This window comes from Mesorhizobium sp. AD1-1 (assembly GCF_020164655.1).
Lineage (GTDB): Bacteria > Pseudomonadota > Alphaproteobacteria > Rhizobiales > Rhizobiaceae > Mesorhizobium > Mesorhizobium ciceri.
On the sequence record NZ_JAIUGP010000012.1, the window covers coordinates 156,088 to 171,413 of the forward strand.

16 protein-coding genes are annotated in these 15,326 nt (G+C 65.8%); 9 read left to right on the top strand and 7 right to left on the bottom strand.

Translation table 11 applies throughout. The features are described from left to right. Positions 1 to 35: 35 nt before the first annotated feature. Entirely contained in the window at positions 36 to 350 is a 315-nt protein-coding gene (locus LB519_RS22130) for a co-chaperone GroES (protein WP_224621183.1), read from the bottom strand. Positions 351 to 682: 332 nt separating this feature from the next. Between LB519_RS22130 and LB519_RS22135 the strand changes: the two genes are divergently transcribed. Both LB519_RS22135 and LB519_RS22140 read left to right on the top strand, forming a co-directional pair. Beyond that, a complete protein-coding gene (locus LB519_RS22135; protein ID WP_084015824.1) occupies positions 683 to 961 on the top strand; it encodes an usg protein in 279 nt (92 codons plus the stop codon). Positions 962 to 1,130: 169 nt separating this feature from the next. Beyond that, a complete protein-coding gene (locus LB519_RS22140) occupies positions 1,131 to 1,913 on the top strand; it encodes an SDR family oxidoreductase (protein WP_224621184.1) in 783 nt (260 codons plus the stop codon). A gap of 133 nt (positions 1,914 to 2,046) precedes the next feature. Here LB519_RS22140 and LB519_RS22145 read toward each other — a convergent pair whose 3' ends face one another. Then, complete coding sequence (locus tag LB519_RS22145; protein WP_013530715.1) at positions 2,047 to 3,549, bottom strand: ATP-binding protein; 1,503 nt, start codon at positions 3,547 to 3,549, stop codon at positions 2,047 to 2,049. 208 nt (positions 3,550 to 3,757) lie between these two features. Here LB519_RS22145 and LB519_RS22150 point away from each other — a divergent pair, with 208 nt between their 5' ends. After that, positions 3,758 to 4,063, top strand: a complete 306-nt coding sequence (locus LB519_RS22150) for a hypothetical protein (protein WP_013530714.1) — start codon at positions 3,758 to 3,760, stop codon at positions 4,061 to 4,063. Between the two features lie 95 nt (positions 4,064 to 4,158). On the opposite strand, the gene LB519_RS22155 is transcribed toward LB519_RS22150, so the two are convergent. The 3 genes from LB519_RS22155 to LB519_RS22165 form a co-directional block, all read right to left on the bottom strand. Continuing rightward, entirely contained in the window at positions 4,159 to 5,007 is an 849-nt protein-coding gene (locus LB519_RS22155; RefSeq protein WP_224621186.1) for an aldo/keto reductase, read from the bottom strand. 143 nt (positions 5,008 to 5,150) lie between these two features. Continuing rightward, a complete protein-coding gene (locus LB519_RS22160) occupies positions 5,151 to 5,783 on the bottom strand; it encodes a PQQ-binding-like beta-propeller repeat protein (RefSeq protein ID WP_024501659.1) in 633 nt (210 codons plus the stop codon). Positions 5,784 to 5,816: 33 nt separating this feature from the next. Further along, the gene (locus LB519_RS22165; RefSeq protein ID WP_224621188.1) at positions 5,817 to 7,037 is read right to left on the bottom strand and encodes a helix-turn-helix domain-containing protein; all 1,221 of its coding nucleotides are present in this window, start codon (positions 7,035 to 7,037) and stop codon (positions 5,817 to 5,819) included. A gap of 300 nt (positions 7,038 to 7,337) precedes the next feature. On the opposite strand from LB519_RS22165, the gene LB519_RS22170 reads away from it, so the two are divergent. The 3 genes from LB519_RS22170 to LB519_RS22180 all read left to right on the top strand — a co-directional run bounded on the left by LB519_RS22170 (position 7,338) and on the right by LB519_RS22180 (position 9,479). Further along, positions 7,338 to 8,090, top strand: a complete 753-nt coding sequence (locus LB519_RS22170; protein ID WP_224621190.1) for a DUF899 domain-containing protein — start codon at positions 7,338 to 7,340, stop codon at positions 8,088 to 8,090. 83 nt (positions 8,091 to 8,173) lie between these two features. After that, entirely contained in the window at positions 8,174 to 8,434 is a 261-nt protein-coding gene (locus LB519_RS22175; protein WP_013530709.1) for a hypothetical protein, read from the top strand. A gap of 40 nt (positions 8,435 to 8,474) precedes the next feature. Continuing rightward, the gene (locus LB519_RS22180) at positions 8,475 to 9,479 is read left to right on the top strand and encodes a zinc-dependent alcohol dehydrogenase family protein (RefSeq protein ID WP_224621192.1); all 1,005 of its coding nucleotides are present in this window, start codon (positions 8,475 to 8,477) and stop codon (positions 9,477 to 9,479) included. Positions 9,480 to 9,542: 63 nt separating this feature from the next. On the opposite strand, the gene LB519_RS22185 is transcribed toward LB519_RS22180, so the two are convergent. Both LB519_RS22185 and LB519_RS22190 read right to left on the bottom strand, forming a co-directional pair. Next, a complete protein-coding gene (locus LB519_RS22185) occupies positions 9,543 to 10,541 on the bottom strand; it encodes a bestrophin family protein (RefSeq protein WP_224621194.1) in 999 nt (332 codons plus the stop codon). 56 nt (positions 10,542 to 10,597) lie between these two features. Beyond that, positions 10,598 to 11,218: a TetR/AcrR family transcriptional regulator gene (locus tag LB519_RS22190; RefSeq protein ID WP_224621195.1), complete on the bottom strand. Its 621-nt coding sequence runs from the start codon at positions 11,216 to 11,218 to the stop codon at positions 10,598 to 10,600. A gap of 287 nt (positions 11,219 to 11,505) precedes the next feature. Here LB519_RS22190 and LB519_RS22195 point away from each other — a divergent pair, with 287 nt between their 5' ends. From LB519_RS22195 to LB519_RS22205, 3 genes are read left to right on the top strand one after another with little or no spacing between them, the layout of a single operon-like run. Beyond that, on the top strand, positions 11,506 to 12,003 hold the full coding sequence (locus LB519_RS22195) for a (2Fe-2S)-binding protein (protein ID WP_013530705.1): 498 nt from the start codon (positions 11,506 to 11,508) through the stop codon (positions 12,001 to 12,003). Continuing rightward, positions 12,000 to 13,058, top strand: coding sequence for an FAD binding domain-containing protein (locus LB519_RS22200; RefSeq protein WP_224621197.1), 1,059 nt, complete (start codon positions 12,000 to 12,002; stop codon positions 13,056 to 13,058). The genes LB519_RS22195 and LB519_RS22200 overlap by 4 nt, the downstream gene beginning before the upstream one ends. Then, the gene (locus tag LB519_RS22205; RefSeq protein WP_224621199.1) at positions 13,048 to 15,306 is read left to right on the top strand and encodes a xanthine dehydrogenase family protein molybdopterin-binding subunit; all 2,259 of its coding nucleotides are present in this window, start codon (positions 13,048 to 13,050) and stop codon (positions 15,304 to 15,306) included. Before LB519_RS22200 ends, LB519_RS22205 begins: the two co-directional genes overlap by 11 nt. Positions 15,307 to 15,326: the final 20 nt, after the last annotated feature.

Sequence of the window (15,326 nt, forward strand, 5' to 3'; positions counted from 1 at the left end):
AGCATTCGTTGACTGGTTGGATACGAAAGAAGCCGTCAGGCGGCCTTCTTCACTTCGGCGATCTCATCGATGATCCCCATCACGTCGCTCTCCTTCATGATGAGCAGGTCCTCGCCGTCGAGTTTGATCTCGGTGCCGGACCATTTGCCGAACAGGATGCGGTCGCCGACCTTGACACCGAGTTCGACAAGCTTGCCGCTGTCGTCGCGCGCGCCGGGACCGACGGCGAGCACTTCGCCTTCCTGCGGTTTTTCCTTTGCGGTATCGGGGATGATGATGCCGCCGGAGGTCTTCTCCTCGGCTTCAAGGCGGCGGACCAGAATACGGTCATGCAATGGACGGAACGCCATGTCGTTCTCCTCGTGGACAAACAGGTTTTGAGGTTCCTCCGCACCGAACCGGCAATATCGGACCGGTGCGGAACGCCGCGACCCTTCGTCAGGCATCGCGGCGCATATCGAGCTAGTTTTGCCCTTTTTCGGTTTCAAGAGACCAGCGCAAAAATTTTTATATTCGACAAGAAAGAGCGCCAAGACACTGTTATGGCGTGGCTATTTTCGGAACCCGCGAGCTTCTCGCGGCGTTGTTTGAAGAGGGACAGAACCAATCGCCCCGGCCCGGCATTGGGCGGGTTCGACACAAATGCCGCCGGCTCGATGCCTCAGCGGAGAAGGAGAAAGACATGGCCGATACGGTCAGCAACGAATTCCGCCTGCAAATGGAAGGTTATGGCCTGACGACGGCCGAAATCCACTATTACCTGCCCGATCATCCAAGCCTGCTTCAGCTCTATGTCTGGCAGGACTATGATCTCGCTCCAGCCTTTCCCGAACTCAAGGGTTTTCTCCAATATTGGGAGCGCGAACTCGATGGTCCGCTCCACTCGGTTCGCGTTGCTCATCACCGGCTCATCCAGCCTTCGGAATGGCGGGCCGTCGAGGGCATCATCACGGTCCACTAGCGTCTTTGCGACGGCCTCCGCTACGTAGGGGTCACGACATTGGGGCAGGCTCCCGCCGGCCCCACGCAGCGCGATAGCCAACAACCTCCACTCCAAGATTTCCAATTTCCGTATTGTAAAACGATCGCGCCGCGCTAGCCTGAAATCAGATGCGAGGCGGGGAAGAGGAATGGAGCTCCAACTCAACGGCAAGGTGGCGCTGGTCACCGGCTCGACGCAAGGCATTGGCCGCGCCATCGCCGAGACGCTGGCGCGCTGCGGCGCCGGCGGCCTGCTCGTCACCGGGCGCGAGAAGACGCGCGGCGATGCCGTTGCGGAAGAGCTTTCGCTGCTCGGCACGCCGACGGTTTTCGTCGCCGCCGACCTCGCCGACCCGGCAGCCCCTGCCCTTTTGGCGCAAGCCTGCATCGAGCGCTTCGGCCGCATCGATGCGCTGGTCAACGCCGCAGGACTGACCGACCGGGCCTCGTTCCTCGATGCCGATCTCGACGGCTGGGCCTCGCTGTTCGCGGTCAACGCGCGGGCGCCGTTCTTCCTCATGCAGGCGGCCATCGCCGACATGAAGAAGCGCGGAGAGCGCGGCGCCATCGTCAACATCCTGTCGATCAACGCCCATTGCGGCTCGCCGGAGCTCGCCGTCTATTCCGCAAGCAAGGGCGCGCTGGCCACGCTGACCAAAAACGCCGCCAACGCCCATCGCTTCGATCGCATCCGCGTCAACGGCATCAATGTCGGCTGGACCGACACGCCGGCCGAACGCGTTATGCAAGCCGACACGCTGGGCAACGGGCCGGGCTGGCTCGATGCCGCCAACGCCTCGCAACCCTTCGGCCGCCTGTTCTCGACCAGCGATATCGCCAACCTCGCCGTCTTCCTGCTTTCGGATGCTGCCGGGCCGATGACCGGCACGCTCGTCGATCAGGAACAGTGGGTGATTGGGGCGAACCGGTGAGCGCCATCGAAACGCAAGCGCCTGCATGACGCATCTCGCCGTCGGCGATTTCACGGTTGCCATCAGAAATTTGTCGCGATGACGGTGACTGAAAAAGCCTATCGCATCATTCGCTCAAAGCACCCGCGCCGCCTCACAGCGCCAGGCTTCCCTGCTCCACCTCCTCGGCATTCGGATCTCCCGGTGCGGTGGCCCAGGCCAATTCGACCAGTGTCACGGTGCGCCGGCCTGTCCCGTCGAGTTGGCAGACGATGAGGCCCTGCTCCTCGATATAGGTCAAGAGGCGCCGGGCGCGGCGCAGCGAGTGCGAGCCGTAGGCGCGGGCGATCGCGGCGTCGCTCGGGCAAGGCCAGCCCTCCTTCGCCGCGCGGGCAATCATCATGAACACGCCCTGCATGTCGTCGGGCAGCAGCGACGCGCGGACGGAAACGTCCCGCCATGCGTCGTCCTGCGTCGTCTCTGACCCAAGGCCGGCCCGGGCGCGCGTCAGCATGCGGCGGAACTCCGGCAGGTCGGGCACGACCGAGGCCAGGCCTTCGATGCGGCAGCGGACCACGAACTCCTGATAGAGCACGCCGATCACGCGAAAACCGGCGTCGGGCTGCGCCAGGATGGCGCGCAGCACACGGTCCACGCGCTCGCGGCGCTCGGCCAGATCCTCGGCGCTGACTTGCGGCTCCGCCGGTTCGGGGCGGATTTCCAAGGCCGCCGACTTCGCCGCCATCAACTGGTCGAGCAGGTCCGGCGACGCCGGGCGGCGCGGCGTGCGCACCGTTTCGGGCGGCGGCGCCGCCAGGATGATCGCGCGTGCATCCTCGAGTGCTGCTTCCGGCATCGCCATCAGCCGCGGCGTTCCGTTGCGCGGGCTCGTATCCGTCGGGCCGATGCGCAGGCCCAGCGGACGGCGCGACAGCGCCGGGCCGAGCGCCATGAACTGCCCGCGTTCCAGATCGCGAAACGCCTCCGCCTGGCGCCGCTCCATGCCCAGAAGGTCGGCGGCACGCGCCATGTCGATATCGAGGAAGGTGCGGCCCATGAGGAAGTTGGACGCCTCGGCGGCGACGTTCTTGGCGAGCTTTGCCAGCCGCTGGGTGGCGATGATGCCGGCCAGCCCGCGCTTTCGGCCACGGCACATCAAATTGGTCATCGCGCCGAGCGAGAGCTTTCGCGCCTCGTCGGAAACCTCGCCGGCCACCGCCGGCGCGAACAGCTGCGCCTCGTCCACCACCACCAGCATCGGGTACCAGTGGTCACGGGCGACCTCGAACAGCCCGCCGAGGAAGGCGGCGGCACGCCGCATCTGGTTCTCGGCGTCGAGCCCTTCGAGATTGAGCACGGTGGAGACGCGATGCATGCGCGCCCGCTCGCCTGCCGCCTGCAGGCCGCGCTCGGTATGCTGCTCGGCATCGATCACCAGATGGCCGTAACGGTCGCCCAGCGAAACGAAGTCGCCCTCGGGATCGATGATGGTCTGCTGCACCCAGGGCGCGCTCTGCTCCAGCAGGCGCCGCAGCAGATGCGACTTGCCGGAGCCCGAATTGCCCTGCACCAAAAGGCGCGTCGCGAGCAGTTCCTCGAGATCCAGCTTCGCCGGGGCGCCTGCGGTCGTCTGTCCCATCTCGATCGCAACGGTCATCTCGACTCAGGCGCTCCTTTCGCAGACGGGCTTATCAACTGGGTCACGGCCCGTCGAGCGTGCATGACCGCCCGCGGCGTGTTGCGCACAACTGTGCAGGCACCGTCTGGAGGGGTCATCAGCCGATGCCTGGCGCAAACTTTGGGTTGACCCCTTCGGACCACGAGGCGACACTCCTCCCAACGCTACGAGTGCGAGGAGGAATGCGATGGACGAGCCCGAACGGTGGCGCCACATGTCGACGGCGCCGAAGGACGGCAGCCGCATCCTGGTCACTGTGCGTCCGTCCGAGCAGGGACCGGCGGAAGTCGACCTTGCCTATTGGTCGCGTGCCGACCAGTTCGCCTCGGAAGGCTGGCGCGCGTCGGACTCTTCGCCCGGGCGCGTCATCGAATACGCCGACCCGGAACTGAAATGCTGGATGCCGCTGCCCACCGCCAACCTTAGCCGCGCGTCGATGCCGGCGCCCTGGGAAGGCGAAGACGCCCAGCAGTTGGATGGGTCCGGGATTTGAGGGGCGCAAGAAATTGGCGAAAGCCGCAAAGCTGCCAATCCCCCCCTCGTGGGGGAGATTAGCAGTTTCGTTGCCAGCTCGTTAAAACTTGCCCCTCAGAACAGGAACGCGGCTGTGGCGGGGTTGGGTCCGTTGCGGCCCTCGGGCGAATCCATGCCGCGGATCGTCTGCAGGTCCTGCGCATCCAGTTCGAAATCGAAGACATCGAAATTGGCGGCGATGCGATCCCTGCGGATCGACTTTGGAATGACGATCAGCCCCTCCTGGAGATGCCAGCGGATGATCGCCTGGGCGACGGACTTGCCATGTTTTTTGGCGATGCCTGCAATGGTCGGATCGCCGAGCAGCCGGCCGCTGCCCAGAGGGCTCCAGCTTTCGATACGGATGTCGTGCTTGGCATGAAAGTCCCTGACACCGCGCTGCTGGAACTGGGGATGCAGCTCGATCTGGTTGACGACGGGCGTCACGCCGGTTTCCGCGATGATCCGCTCCAGATGGTCCTGATTGAAGTTCGAAACGCCGATCGACTTGATGCGGCCGGCCTGCCGGAGTTCGACCAGCGTCTTCCAGGCCTCGACATATTTGTCCTGGCTGGGCACAGGCCAGTGGATCAGGAACAGGTCGATCTGTTCGACGCCGAGCTTCTCCATCGTCTCGTCGAAGGCGCGCAAGGCCGCATCGCGCTGGTGCGCGCCGTTGCGCAGTTTCGAGGTGATGAACAGCTCAGCCCGCGGCACGCCGGCACTGCGGATCGCCTCTCCGACCCCTTCCTCGTTCTGATAGCCTTCGGCGGTGTCGATCAGGCGATAGCCGGCCTCGATGCCCCAACCCACCACGTCGGCGGTGATGTCCTGGTCGACCTGCCACACACCGAGGCCGAGTTGGGGAATGGCGGAGCCGTCGTTCAATGCAATCTGTTCGGGCATGGTGGGCTGTTCAGGCATGAGGGATCCTTTGCAAAGCTGGGCCGGGCGTCCGCCCGGCGCACAGCCTATCTAGGTCCGACAAGGGGCAACGGCCAGCCGACAGCGGACAAATTGCCATGTGAAGTGCGCCTGCAAGTGTGACTTCGGCGTCGGCCGCATCCTCACCGCGGCCGGCGCACCGCCCGCACCACCCCGGCGGATGTGCTGCCGCAATAAAGGCGGTCGCCGCCATCGGATTCCAGCCCCGACACACCCATCCCGGCCGGCATGTCGAGCTTCTCCAGAACCTTGCCTGATTTCGGGTCGACGCGGCGCAGGTCGCTCTGGTCGCCTTCCCAGGTGGCGTGCCACAGCTCGCCCTCGACCCATGTCACCCCGGTGACGAAGCGGTTGGATTCGATGGTGCGCAGGATCGCACCGGTTTCCGGGTCGACCTGGTGGATCTTGCGTTCGCGGTATTGTCCCACCCAGAGCGTTCCTTCGGCCCAGGTCAGCCCGGAATCGCCGCCACCACCGGGCGCCGGAATGGTCGCCAGCACCTGGCCGGTATCAGGGTCGATCTTCTGTATCAGGTCGTTGGCAAGCTGGAAGAAATGCTGGCCGTCCCAGGCGGTGCCGGCATGCGCCGCGACATCGATCGAGCGCAGGTTCTGCCCACTCTCCGGATCGAAGGCGTTCAGCTTCTCGCCCGAGGCAAACCAGACATTGTTGCCGTCAAAGCTCACCCCATGCACCCTCTCCACATCGGCAAAGGGCCCGTATTCGCGCAGGATTTCGGCCGTTGACTGTTTCATGTCCTTGTCCTCACTGAGATCCGATGTCACTTCCTAACCGTTCGGCAGCGGGGCAGGGAGTAACAAGGTGGTCGTGAATCCCACCAGTGGAGGCGTCATCCAGCGGCGCGCCCGGCCGTGACCGAAAAACTGCACCTTGCCGGCCTCGCCAAGCTGCTCCAACGCCCGCTGCACGCTGCGCTGCCCGGTGCCAAGCGCCAGCGCCAACGCCGAACTCGCCCAGGATTCACCGTCGGCAAGAAAAGCCAGCACCGCCGCGTGCCGCTCCTCGATCGGCCGCGCCAGCACCAGCACCTCGCGTGCCTGGCGCGGCGCCAGCGCGAAGCCCTGGCTGGTGGCGCCGATGTCGGCCAGGCTCCGCAATTCGGTGCGCAGCCGGCCGATCTCGACCCGCAGCCGCGCCCGATGCGATTCATCGGCGTGCCTGCCGCCGAAGGCTTGCGCGATCAGCGTCGCCCTGGACACATCGCCTGGCCACGCTTCGGCGAGCGTACGGGCCAGCGCGAACAGAACCGGGCGCGTGGCCAGCGAGACCGTTTTCTCCTGTTGGCGCACGACATATCGGAAATTATCGACCAGCAGCGCCGGCGACGCCTGCAACGCCTCGACGTCCTCAAGCAGCAACGGGCGCTGCTCGCCAGCCGCGATCAGCCGCGCCGCCGGCGTGTCCAGCGCCAGGAATGCGCGGTCGACTTCAGCGATGAGCCCCGCAATGCCGGCCTGGCGGGCGGCGTGGCGTGCCCACTCCAACGCCCTGCGCGCCGGCTTCGTCTTGAGGCGCCGCATCGCGATGCCGGCGACGGCCAGTTCGTGGGCGGCGCGCGAGGCCGGCGGAAGCGGTGCCGGGTCGAGCCCCGCCAGCACGTCTTCGGCCTCGTCGAGACGGCCGATCAATAGCAGGCGCCGCACCTTGAGGTGGCCGGCATGCGCTGCGTTCAGCCGGTCGCCGTGCTTTTCCAGCGTCGCCCGCGCCGCATCCAAAGCCTTGGCCGGCCAGCCGAGATCCCGCGAGACCAGCGCGATCTCGGCCTCGGCAACGACGCATCTGGCACGCGCTACCGCCTCTTTCGGGCCGAAGCCGCGCGCAGCACGCCGCAGCAGCGCCTTGGCGCGATCGAGATCACCGAGCTGCGCCATGGCAATGCCGCGCAGCGCCAGCGCCGGCGGGTCTTCGCGCAAGGCGACGCGATCCAGCGCGCCGAGCGGGTCGCCTCCGGCCAGTGCCAGCGCAGCCGCGGTGATCAGCGAATCCATTCAAATCCCGTCACACTTGTAACTCCCACCCTTGTGCGTCGCCGCCCTAACTTAAATCCGTACCGTCAACCGGCAAGCCGCATCGGCAACTATCGGCAACGCACGGCACGCCAAGGGAGAACCGACAATGCCAACCGACACTCCTCTCCACCCGGCCGAAGGCACCGTGAGGATGCGCCACCCCTGCTGCGACGGGCCGGCTCCTGCAAATCCCGTCACACTTGTAACTCCCACCCTCCCGCTTCACCGCCCTATTCTGGCTGACAGCAAGCGACAACAGACTGGCAAAGGAGACGACCAATGACCAAGCACATCGCAATGAAGACCCCGCCCATCGTTTCGAGGCAGGACTGGGAAGCCGCCCGCGAACAGATGCTGGTGAAGGAAAAGGCAACACTGCGCGCCAGGGACGCATTGGCCGCCGAGCGCCGGCGCATGCCGTGGATGGAAGTCGACAAGGCCTATGTGTTCGAGGGACCGAACGGCAGAGCGAGCCTGCTCGATCTGTTCGAAGGCCGCCGCCAGCTGATCGTCTATCGCGCCTTCTTCGAGCCCGGCGTGCATGGCTGGCCCGATCACGCCTGCCGCGGCTGTTCGCTGGGCGCCGACCAGGTCGGCCACCTCGCCCATCTCAACGCCCGCAACACCACGCTTGCCTACGCTTCGCGTGCCCCGCAGGCCGACATTGCGCGGCTGAAGCAGCGGATGGGCTGGCAGATGCCCTGGTACACAATCACTGACAGTTTCGACAAGGACTTCGGTGTCGACGAATGGCACGGCCACAACGTCTTCATCCGTGACGGCGATCGCATCTTCCGCACCTACTTGATTAACAGCCGCGGCGACGAAGCGATGGGCACCGTCTGGAGCTATCTCGACGCGACGCCGCTCGGCCGCCAGGAAATCTGGGAGGATTCGCCCGAAGGCTATCCGCAGACTCCACTCTACTCCTGGTGGAACTGGCACGACAATTACGACGCCGGGGCCGACAAGAAATGGGAAGAAGTGTCTGCTGCCGGCGAGGCCGCGTTCAGGGACAAGGGCGAGCAGTAACGGTTGTCCAGTCTGGGTTCCTCTCCCCACTCCCTGGAGAGAGGAACCTGTCGTGACTGGCATGATCATCAAGGATCAAGGCGATGAGCGATATCCACACAGGTGCCGGCGGCACGATCCCAGAAGCCACCACCCTCGGGCTGGCCGACTGGGTTTGCCTTGCCGCGGCACCGACCTTCGCCGTGATGGCGCTGCTCACCTGCATCTTCAGCGGCGATGCGGCCATGCAGTGCATGGGCACCGACGCCTCGCCCCTCACGGGCATGGCTGCGATGTATCTGCTGATGAGCGCCTTTCATCTGGCGCCCTGGCTGCGGGTGATCTCCGGCCGGCAGGCCCGCTAGGCCCTTCCAATTCTAGACACCCCACACATCGGAGAAGACAATGAGACTGGTCAGGCTGAGAGCGCCGGGCGGCTTGGGCAATCTCGACCTGGTCGAGGAAGATCCGCCCCAGCCAGGGCCGGGCGAGGTGCTGGTCAGGATCCGGGCCTGCGCGTTGAACATGCGCGACGACTTTGCCGTGCAAGGCAAGATGCCTCTCGCCGACGGCCGCGTTCCGCTCTCCGACGGCGCCGGCGAAGTGATTGCCCTCGGCGACGGTGTCGATGCACTCAGGCCCGGAGACAGCGTCGTCAGCGTCTTCTATCCCTGGTGGCTGGGCGGTGACATGACGCCCTGCACCCGGCGCGATATTCCGGGAGACAGTTTCGACGGCTTCGCCAGCGAGTATGTCTGCATGCCGGCGCACGCTTTCACCAGGGCACCGGCAGGCTATACGCATGTCGAGGCGGCGTCGCTCACCTGCACGGGCGTTACTGCCTGGCGCGGCCTGGTTGTGTGCGGCAAGGTGAAGCCGGGCGACGCAGTGCTGGTCCTCGGCTCGGGCAGCGTATCGCTGTTCGCGTTGCAATTCGCCAAGGCCGCTGGCGCCCGGGTCATCGCCACCTCATCCGACGAGCAGAAGCTGGAAAGGCTCAAGCGCCTCGGAGCCGACGCCGTCATCAACTACAAGTCCGTCCCGGACTGGGGCCGCAAGGCCAAGGATCTGACGGGCGGGCGCGGCGTCGATCACGTGATCGAGGTCGGCGGACCCGCCACGCTGGCGCAGTCGATTATCGCCTGCCGCACGGGCGGTCACATCGCGCTGGTCGGCGTCCTGACCGGCTTTGCGGCGGAAGTGTCTATCCCAGCCCTGTTTTCCAACCAGATCCGCATCAGCGGCATTTCCATCGGCAGCCGGGCCGACCAGGAGGATATGATCCGCGCGATAGAGTCCAACAGGCTGAAGCCCGTCATAGACCGCCATTTTCCGCTGCAGGACATCGCCACCGCCTTCGCGCATTACGAATCCCGAAAGCATTTCGGCAAGGTCTGCCTTGACGTTTGAGCGTTCTCCGCCAGCAGCACGATGAAGGGGACCGCCGGGGCCGCGCCTTCGTCGTGATCCTGCCTAGGTCGCGATGTCGTTGACCGGCAGCAGGGACTTGGGAAGGTCGCTCTCGCCGAGCCCGCTACGCAACTCGATCTCGATGTCGCGGCAAATCTGCGAGATCGGAACGTCGTTGGCATTGCCCTCGAACGGGTTGGCGCTGCTTTCGCCGACCTGGTCGAGAGACATGTAGGCCCAGCCGAGCAGCGTGCTGAACGGGATCGTCAGCCAGATCGCTATCGACCCGAGCGCGCCACCCAGTTTGCCCATATCGGCAAAGACGGGAACGACCCCGAACGGCAACAGTGTGCAGAAGATCATGACGAACATCGAACTGACGATGGCGTATTGCCGGGGATAGGGATTGTTCTTGATGCGATCGCAGCGCGCCTGCTGGTCATGGAAGTCGCGGATCAGCTTGGTCAGTTCGCCATAAATCTGAGGAGGGAGCTTTGTGTCCTTGAACAGCGCATTGACCTGGACAGATTGCAGTTCGAGCAGGGCTATCGCCGGCTGGGGCGATTTCAGGACGTCCTCGGCCTGTTCGGCGAGCAGCGGACGCAATTCGTCGCCGACCGAGCTCGCATCCTCATGGATACGGTAGCGCCGCCGGTATTCGATATTGGCGGCCCGCGCCATGGACTCCCATGGCATCGGCCGGCGCAGGGAAAAGCGCAATGCCGTCATCCAGGCGATGTGGCGATAGATGAGCTGTCTGGCCGTCGGCGCGTCGAGGAAATCCCTGCAGAAATTGGACCACAAACGGCTGCTGGCCGTAATTTGCGTAAAAGCCTGCAGCGCGTCGCTGCTGCGGGTGAACACCTGCGAATTCTTGAACCCGGCGACGAGTGACACGGTGGTGCCAAGCACCAGCACCACCGACCATGGCACCGAAAACCCGGCGATGCCTGGAAGACGGTAGGCCGCCACGGCCAGACCGCTCACCACCACCATGTAGATGACGCTGCGCCGCGACCACAGCGCGAAATCGATCAGTTTGTAGGAACGGCCTACATACATCGTATCCCCTCAACTCATCGATAGGTCTGGTTTTGCACGGCCGGAATCTGGTCGCCTCATTGTGCCTTTGCAGCCCCGAACCGCAACCCGTCCATCAACAGCTTGACCAGCCGGCGCGAGCGGTCGCGCCATTCGGGGGTGTCGGGCGCTGAATAGATGCCGCCCAGCGCGTGCAGCACGTCGGAAGCGTCGACGTCGCCGCGGATGGTGCCGTCGGCCACCGCCGCCTCGACCAGGCGTCGCAAGGCTTGCGACACCCGGCCGAACGTGTCGGAAAACAGCGTCGAATTGGTGGTGAGCACAATGCGCAGGCTGGTCGCCAGGCCGCGCTTGGTGGCGATGTAGTCGACGAAGCGCTGCATCCACTGTTCCAGCGCGACATCGGACGGATGTTTTTGGGCAAGCTCGCCGGCGGCCGCGCACAGCGCCTCCACCTCACGACGATAGACCACCTCGACCAGATGCTCGCGCGTCGGGAAATGCCGGTAGAGCGTGCCGATGCCGACGCCGGCGCGGCGCGCGATCTCCTCCAGCGAGCCATTGATGCCGCGCTCGGCAAAGACTGACACCGCCACCTCGACCAGCCGGTCGCGGTTGCGCCGCGCATCGGCGCGCAGCGGCTTTGCGTCTACGGCCTCGGCCTTCTGTTCAGCAATGGCGGACGGCTCGCTGGCCAATTTTTTCTCCACATCGTGTCAGGGGGCTTGAACCCGGCAGGGTCAGCCACCACGTAATAAACGGAGGCGCCTCCGTTTTAGTGGAGCACCTTTATCATATAATCAGGGGAACCGGTATGTCACGTCTTTCGAACACGCAAGCCGACATCTCCCCTGCCCGCCTGCCTCGCGGGAGATCCGCCATCTCCGCTTTCGCCGTCAAGACCTGACCCAACGGTTACCTTGCCCTTCTGCGGCAAGGCACCAGTTCAATCCCATCCGCGTCAAGCAACTGGAGCCAGACGCCCATGACCAGCCTTCCCATTACCCTCACCATCAATGGCCACCGACACCAACTGGAGGTCGATCCACGCGTAACCCTGCTCGACCTGCTGCGCGAGCGGCTCGATCTCACCGGCACCAAGAAGGGCTGCGACCGCGGCCAATGCGGCGCCTGCACGGTGCTGGTCGACGGCAAGCGCATCAACTCATGCCTGGCGCTGGCGGTCAGCCATGACGGCGCCCAGGTCTTGACCATCGAAGGCGTCGCCAACGGCGAGGAACTGCATCCGGTGCAGGCCGCCTTCATCGCCCATGACGGCTTCCAGTGCGGGTTCTGCACACCCGGCCAGATCATGAGCACGCTCGGCCTGATCGCCGAGGGACAGGCCGGCGACGATCCCGAACGCATCCGCGAGGGGCTGAGCGGCAACATATGCCGCTGCGCGGCCTATGGCGGCATCGTCGAGGCCGTCCTGGAAGCCCAGCAACAGCTTGTCAAAGCCGACCGGAGGACCGCGGCATGAGAGACTTCGATTACATCAGGCCCGCCACCATTCCCGACGCCATCGCCGCGGCAGCCGAGCCGGGCTCGGCCTATCTCGCCGGCGGCACCAATCTGCTCGACCTGATGAAAGGCGGCATCACCAGTCCCGAGCGCATCGTCGACATCTCCCGGCTGCCGGAGCTCAACCGCATCGAACGGCTGGACGATGGTGGCCTGCGCATCGGCGCGCTGGTCCGTAACGCCGACCTTGCCTACGATCCGGCGTTCGCCAAATCCTATCCGGCGGTGGCCGAGGCGCTGCTGTCGGGTGCTTCGGCGCAGCTTCGCAACGCCGCCACCGTCGGCGGCAATCTGTTGCAGCGCACGCGCTGCAGCTATTTCTACGACACAGCCAGCGCCTGCAACAGGCGCGAGCCAGGCGCCGGCTGCGATGCGCTGGGCGGCGAAAACCGCCTGCACGCCGTGCTCGGCTGGAGCGACGCCTGCATCGCCACCCACCCGTCGGATTTCTGCGTGCCGCTGGTGGCGCTCGACGCCGTGGTCGAGATCGAAGGCAAGAAGGGCCGGCGCCATGTTTCGCTGGAGGAATTTCACCGGCTTCCCGGCGAAACGCCGCAGCGGGAGAATGCGCTGGAGCCTGGCGACCTGATCGTGGCGGTGCGCCTGCCGGCGGAGGCTGCCTCCTTCTCCGCCAATGCCCGCTACCTCAAAGTCCGTGAACGCACCTCCTATGCCTTCGCCGTCGTATCGGCCGCGGCAGCGCTTGTCGTCGACGGCGGCAAGATCCGCGCCGCAAGGCTGGCGCTGGGCGGCGTCGCGGCCAAGCCGTGGCGGGCACGCTCGGCGGAAGCCGTCCTGCTTGGCGCGGACGCCAGCGAGGCGACCTTCGCCAGCGCCGCGGACGCTGCCTTGGCCGATGCCAGCCCTTCCGGCGACAATGCCTTCAAGATCGAGCTTGCCCGCCGCATCGTGATCAGGGCGCTGATCTCTGCGCTTTCGGGAACGCCCGAGCGTCTGCCGGCCCTTCCTGCCTCCCCGTTCTCGAACATTCCTGGAGCGCGCCATGACGCTTGAACTCAGCCTCAACCAGCAACCCGCCCATGCCCGGCAAGGCTCCAGCATCGGCCAGCCGCTGACCCGCCGCGACGGCTTTCTGAAAGTCACCGGAGCCGCGCGCTATGCCGCCGACAACCATCCGCCCGGCATGCTCTACGCCGTGCTCGCTGTCTCTAGCATCGCGCGCGGCCGCGTCGCTGCGCTGGATGTCGAGGCGGCCAAGGCACACAAGGGCGTGGTCGAGGTGATGACGCCCAAGAACCGGCCAGCGCTCGCCGCCGATCCGGACGCCAAGGACCATCCCTTCATGTTCCGGCTCGACCTCTTGCAGAACGACCAGGTCCGCTACCCCAATCAGAGCATCGCCGTGGTGATCGCCGAGACGCTGGAGGCGGCGACCGAGGGGGCGGCGCTGCTGTCGCCGCGCTATGAAGTGATGCCGGCGCGCGTTGGCCTCGACGGCGCCGAAAGTATCGTGCCGCGTGCTGTCGGCGTCGGCGGTCCGGCCGTGCAGCACAAGGGCGATGTCGAGGCCGGCCTCAAATCGGCAAAGACGCGGATCGAAGCCACCTACGAGACGCCGGCCCAGTACCACAACGCCATGGAGCCGCATGCGATCGTCGTCGCCTGGGAAGGCGACACACTGTCGATCGACACACCGAGCCAGGGCCTTGCCATGGCGCAGGGCCGCATCGCCGGCCTGTTCGGCATCGCGCCGGAGAACATCCACATCCGCAGCCCGTTCCTGGGTGGCGGCTTCGGTTCGAAAGGCATGATCTCCGGGCCGCAGGTGCTCGGCATCCTGGCGGCGCGTCTCGTCGGCCGTCCGGTCAAGCTGGTGCTGCGACGTGAGCAGATGTACGGGCCGGTCGGCCACCGTGCGCCGACGCGCCAGACGCTGCGCATGGGCATGGATGGCGAAGGGCGGCTGACGGCGCTCGACCATCACGCCAAGACCGCGTCGAGCACGTTCGACGATTTCTTCGAACCGGCGGCGGATGCCTCGCACACACTCTATGCCAGCCCGGCCATCGCCACCTCGCACGATGCGGTGCGGCTCGATACCGGTACGCCGCTGTTCATGCGGGCGCCCGGCGAAGCCACCGGCTCGATCGCGCTGGAGAGCGCTATCGATGAGGCAGCCTACGCCTGCGGCATGGACCCGCTGGAATTCCGGCTGCGGAACTATGCCGAGGTCGAGCCGATGACCGGCAAGCCGTTTTCCTCCAAGGCGCTGCGCGAATGCTACAGGCAAGCGGCCGAAACGTTCGGCTGGGCGAGCCGCCCGCTTCAGCCTCGGCTGATGCGCGACGCCGACGGTTTCCTGACCGGCTGGGGCATGGGCACGGCGACCTTCCCGGCGATCATGTTCCAGGCCGAAGCGCGGGCGGTGCTGAGAGCCGATGGCAGCGGCGTGATGGAGACCGGCGCTCAGGACATGGGGCAAGGCGCCTGGACCGCCTTCGCCCAGATCGCCGCCGACGGACTGGGACTGGATATCGACCAGGTCGATTTCAGGGCCGGCAGCTCCGATCTGCCCAATGCAGGCATTGCCGGCGGCTCCGGCCACACGGCGACGGCCGGCATGGCGATCCACAATGCGGGCGCCGCCGTCATCGCCAGGCTCGCCGATCTCGCCACCGGCGACGAGGGCTCGCCGCTCTACGGCGCCGGCAATGAAGGCGTGCTGGCGCGCGGCGGTCGCCTCTATCGGCGCGACGATGAAAGCCGCGGTGAAAGCTATGCCGAGATCCTCACGCGCGCGGGCCTCACCGAGATCGAGGGCCACGGCAAGGGCGCTCCCGACCCGGCGTCTCAGGAGGCCTATGCCAAGCACGCGCACGGCGCCGTGTTTGCCGAGGTGAAGGTCGATCCGGATTTTGGCCAGATCCGTGTCACAAGGCTGGTCGGCGCGTTCGCCGCCGGACGGGTCATCAATCCCAGGCTGGTGCGCAGCCAGTATTATGGCGGCATGATCTGGGGCGTCTCGTTCGCGCTGCATGAGGAAGCCATCACCGACCGGCGCTCTGGCCGGATCCAGAATGCCAACCTCGCCGAATATCATGTCCCGGTGAATGCCGACGTTCCATCGGTCGAGGCGTTGCTGGTCCACGAGGACGACCCTCACGTCAACGCGCTCGGCATCAAGGGCGTCGGCGAAATCGGCATCACCGGCACGGCCGGCGCCGTCGCCAATGCGGTCTGGCATGCGACCGGCGTGCGGCCGCGGCGCTTTCCGGTCCGCATCGAGGACCTGCTGGGGTGAGGAGTGGTCCACCTAGCGGA

Bases quoted from the DNA above. Each gene is read 5' to 3' on its own strand.
- LB519_RS22175 (WP_013530709.1), top strand. From the start codon at position 8,174: ATGAGCGATATCCACACAGGTGCCGGCGGCACGATCCCAGAAGCCACC.
- LB519_RS22160 (WP_024501659.1), bottom strand. From the start codon at position 5,783: ATGAAACAGTCAACGGCCGAAATCCTGCGCGAATACGGGCCCTTTGCC.
- LB519_RS22205 (WP_224621199.1), top strand. From the start codon at position 13,048: ATGACGCTTGAACTCAGCCTCAACCAGCAACCCGCCCATGCCCGGCAA.
- LB519_RS22195 (WP_013530705.1), top strand. From the start codon at position 11,506: ATGACCAGCCTTCCCATTACCCTCACCATCAATGGCCACCGACACCAA.
- LB519_RS22165 (WP_224621188.1), bottom strand. From the start codon at position 7,037: ATGGATTCGCTGATCACCGCGGCTGCGCTGGCACTGGCCGGAGGCGAC.
- LB519_RS22180 (WP_224621192.1), top strand. From the start codon at position 8,475: ATGAGACTGGTCAGGCTGAGAGCGCCGGGCGGCTTGGGCAATCTCGAC.
- LB519_RS22130 (WP_224621183.1), bottom strand. From the start codon at position 350: ATGGCGTTCCGTCCATTGCATGACCGTATTCTGGTCCGCCGCCTTGAA.
- LB519_RS22135 (WP_084015824.1), top strand. From the start codon at position 683: ATGGCCGATACGGTCAGCAACGAATTCCGCCTGCAAATGGAAGGTTAT.
- LB519_RS22150 (WP_013530714.1), top strand. From the start codon at position 3,758: ATGGACGAGCCCGAACGGTGGCGCCACATGTCGACGGCGCCGAAGGAC.
- LB519_RS22185 (WP_224621194.1), bottom strand. From the start codon at position 10,541: ATGTATGTAGGCCGTTCCTACAAACTGATCGATTTCGCGCTGTGGTCG.
- LB519_RS22140 (WP_224621184.1), top strand. From the start codon at position 1,131: ATGGAGCTCCAACTCAACGGCAAGGTGGCGCTGGTCACCGGCTCGACG.
- LB519_RS22170 (WP_224621190.1), top strand. From the start codon at position 7,338: ATGACCAAGCACATCGCAATGAAGACCCCGCCCATCGTTTCGAGGCAG.
- LB519_RS22155 (WP_224621186.1), bottom strand. From the start codon at position 5,007: ATGCCTGAACAGCCCACCATGCCCGAACAGATTGCATTGAACGACGGC.
- LB519_RS22145 (WP_013530715.1), bottom strand. From the start codon at position 3,549: ATGACCGTTGCGATCGAGATGGGACAGACGACCGCAGGCGCCCCGGCG.
- LB519_RS22200 (WP_224621197.1), top strand. From the start codon at position 12,000: ATGAGAGACTTCGATTACATCAGGCCCGCCACCATTCCCGACGCCATC.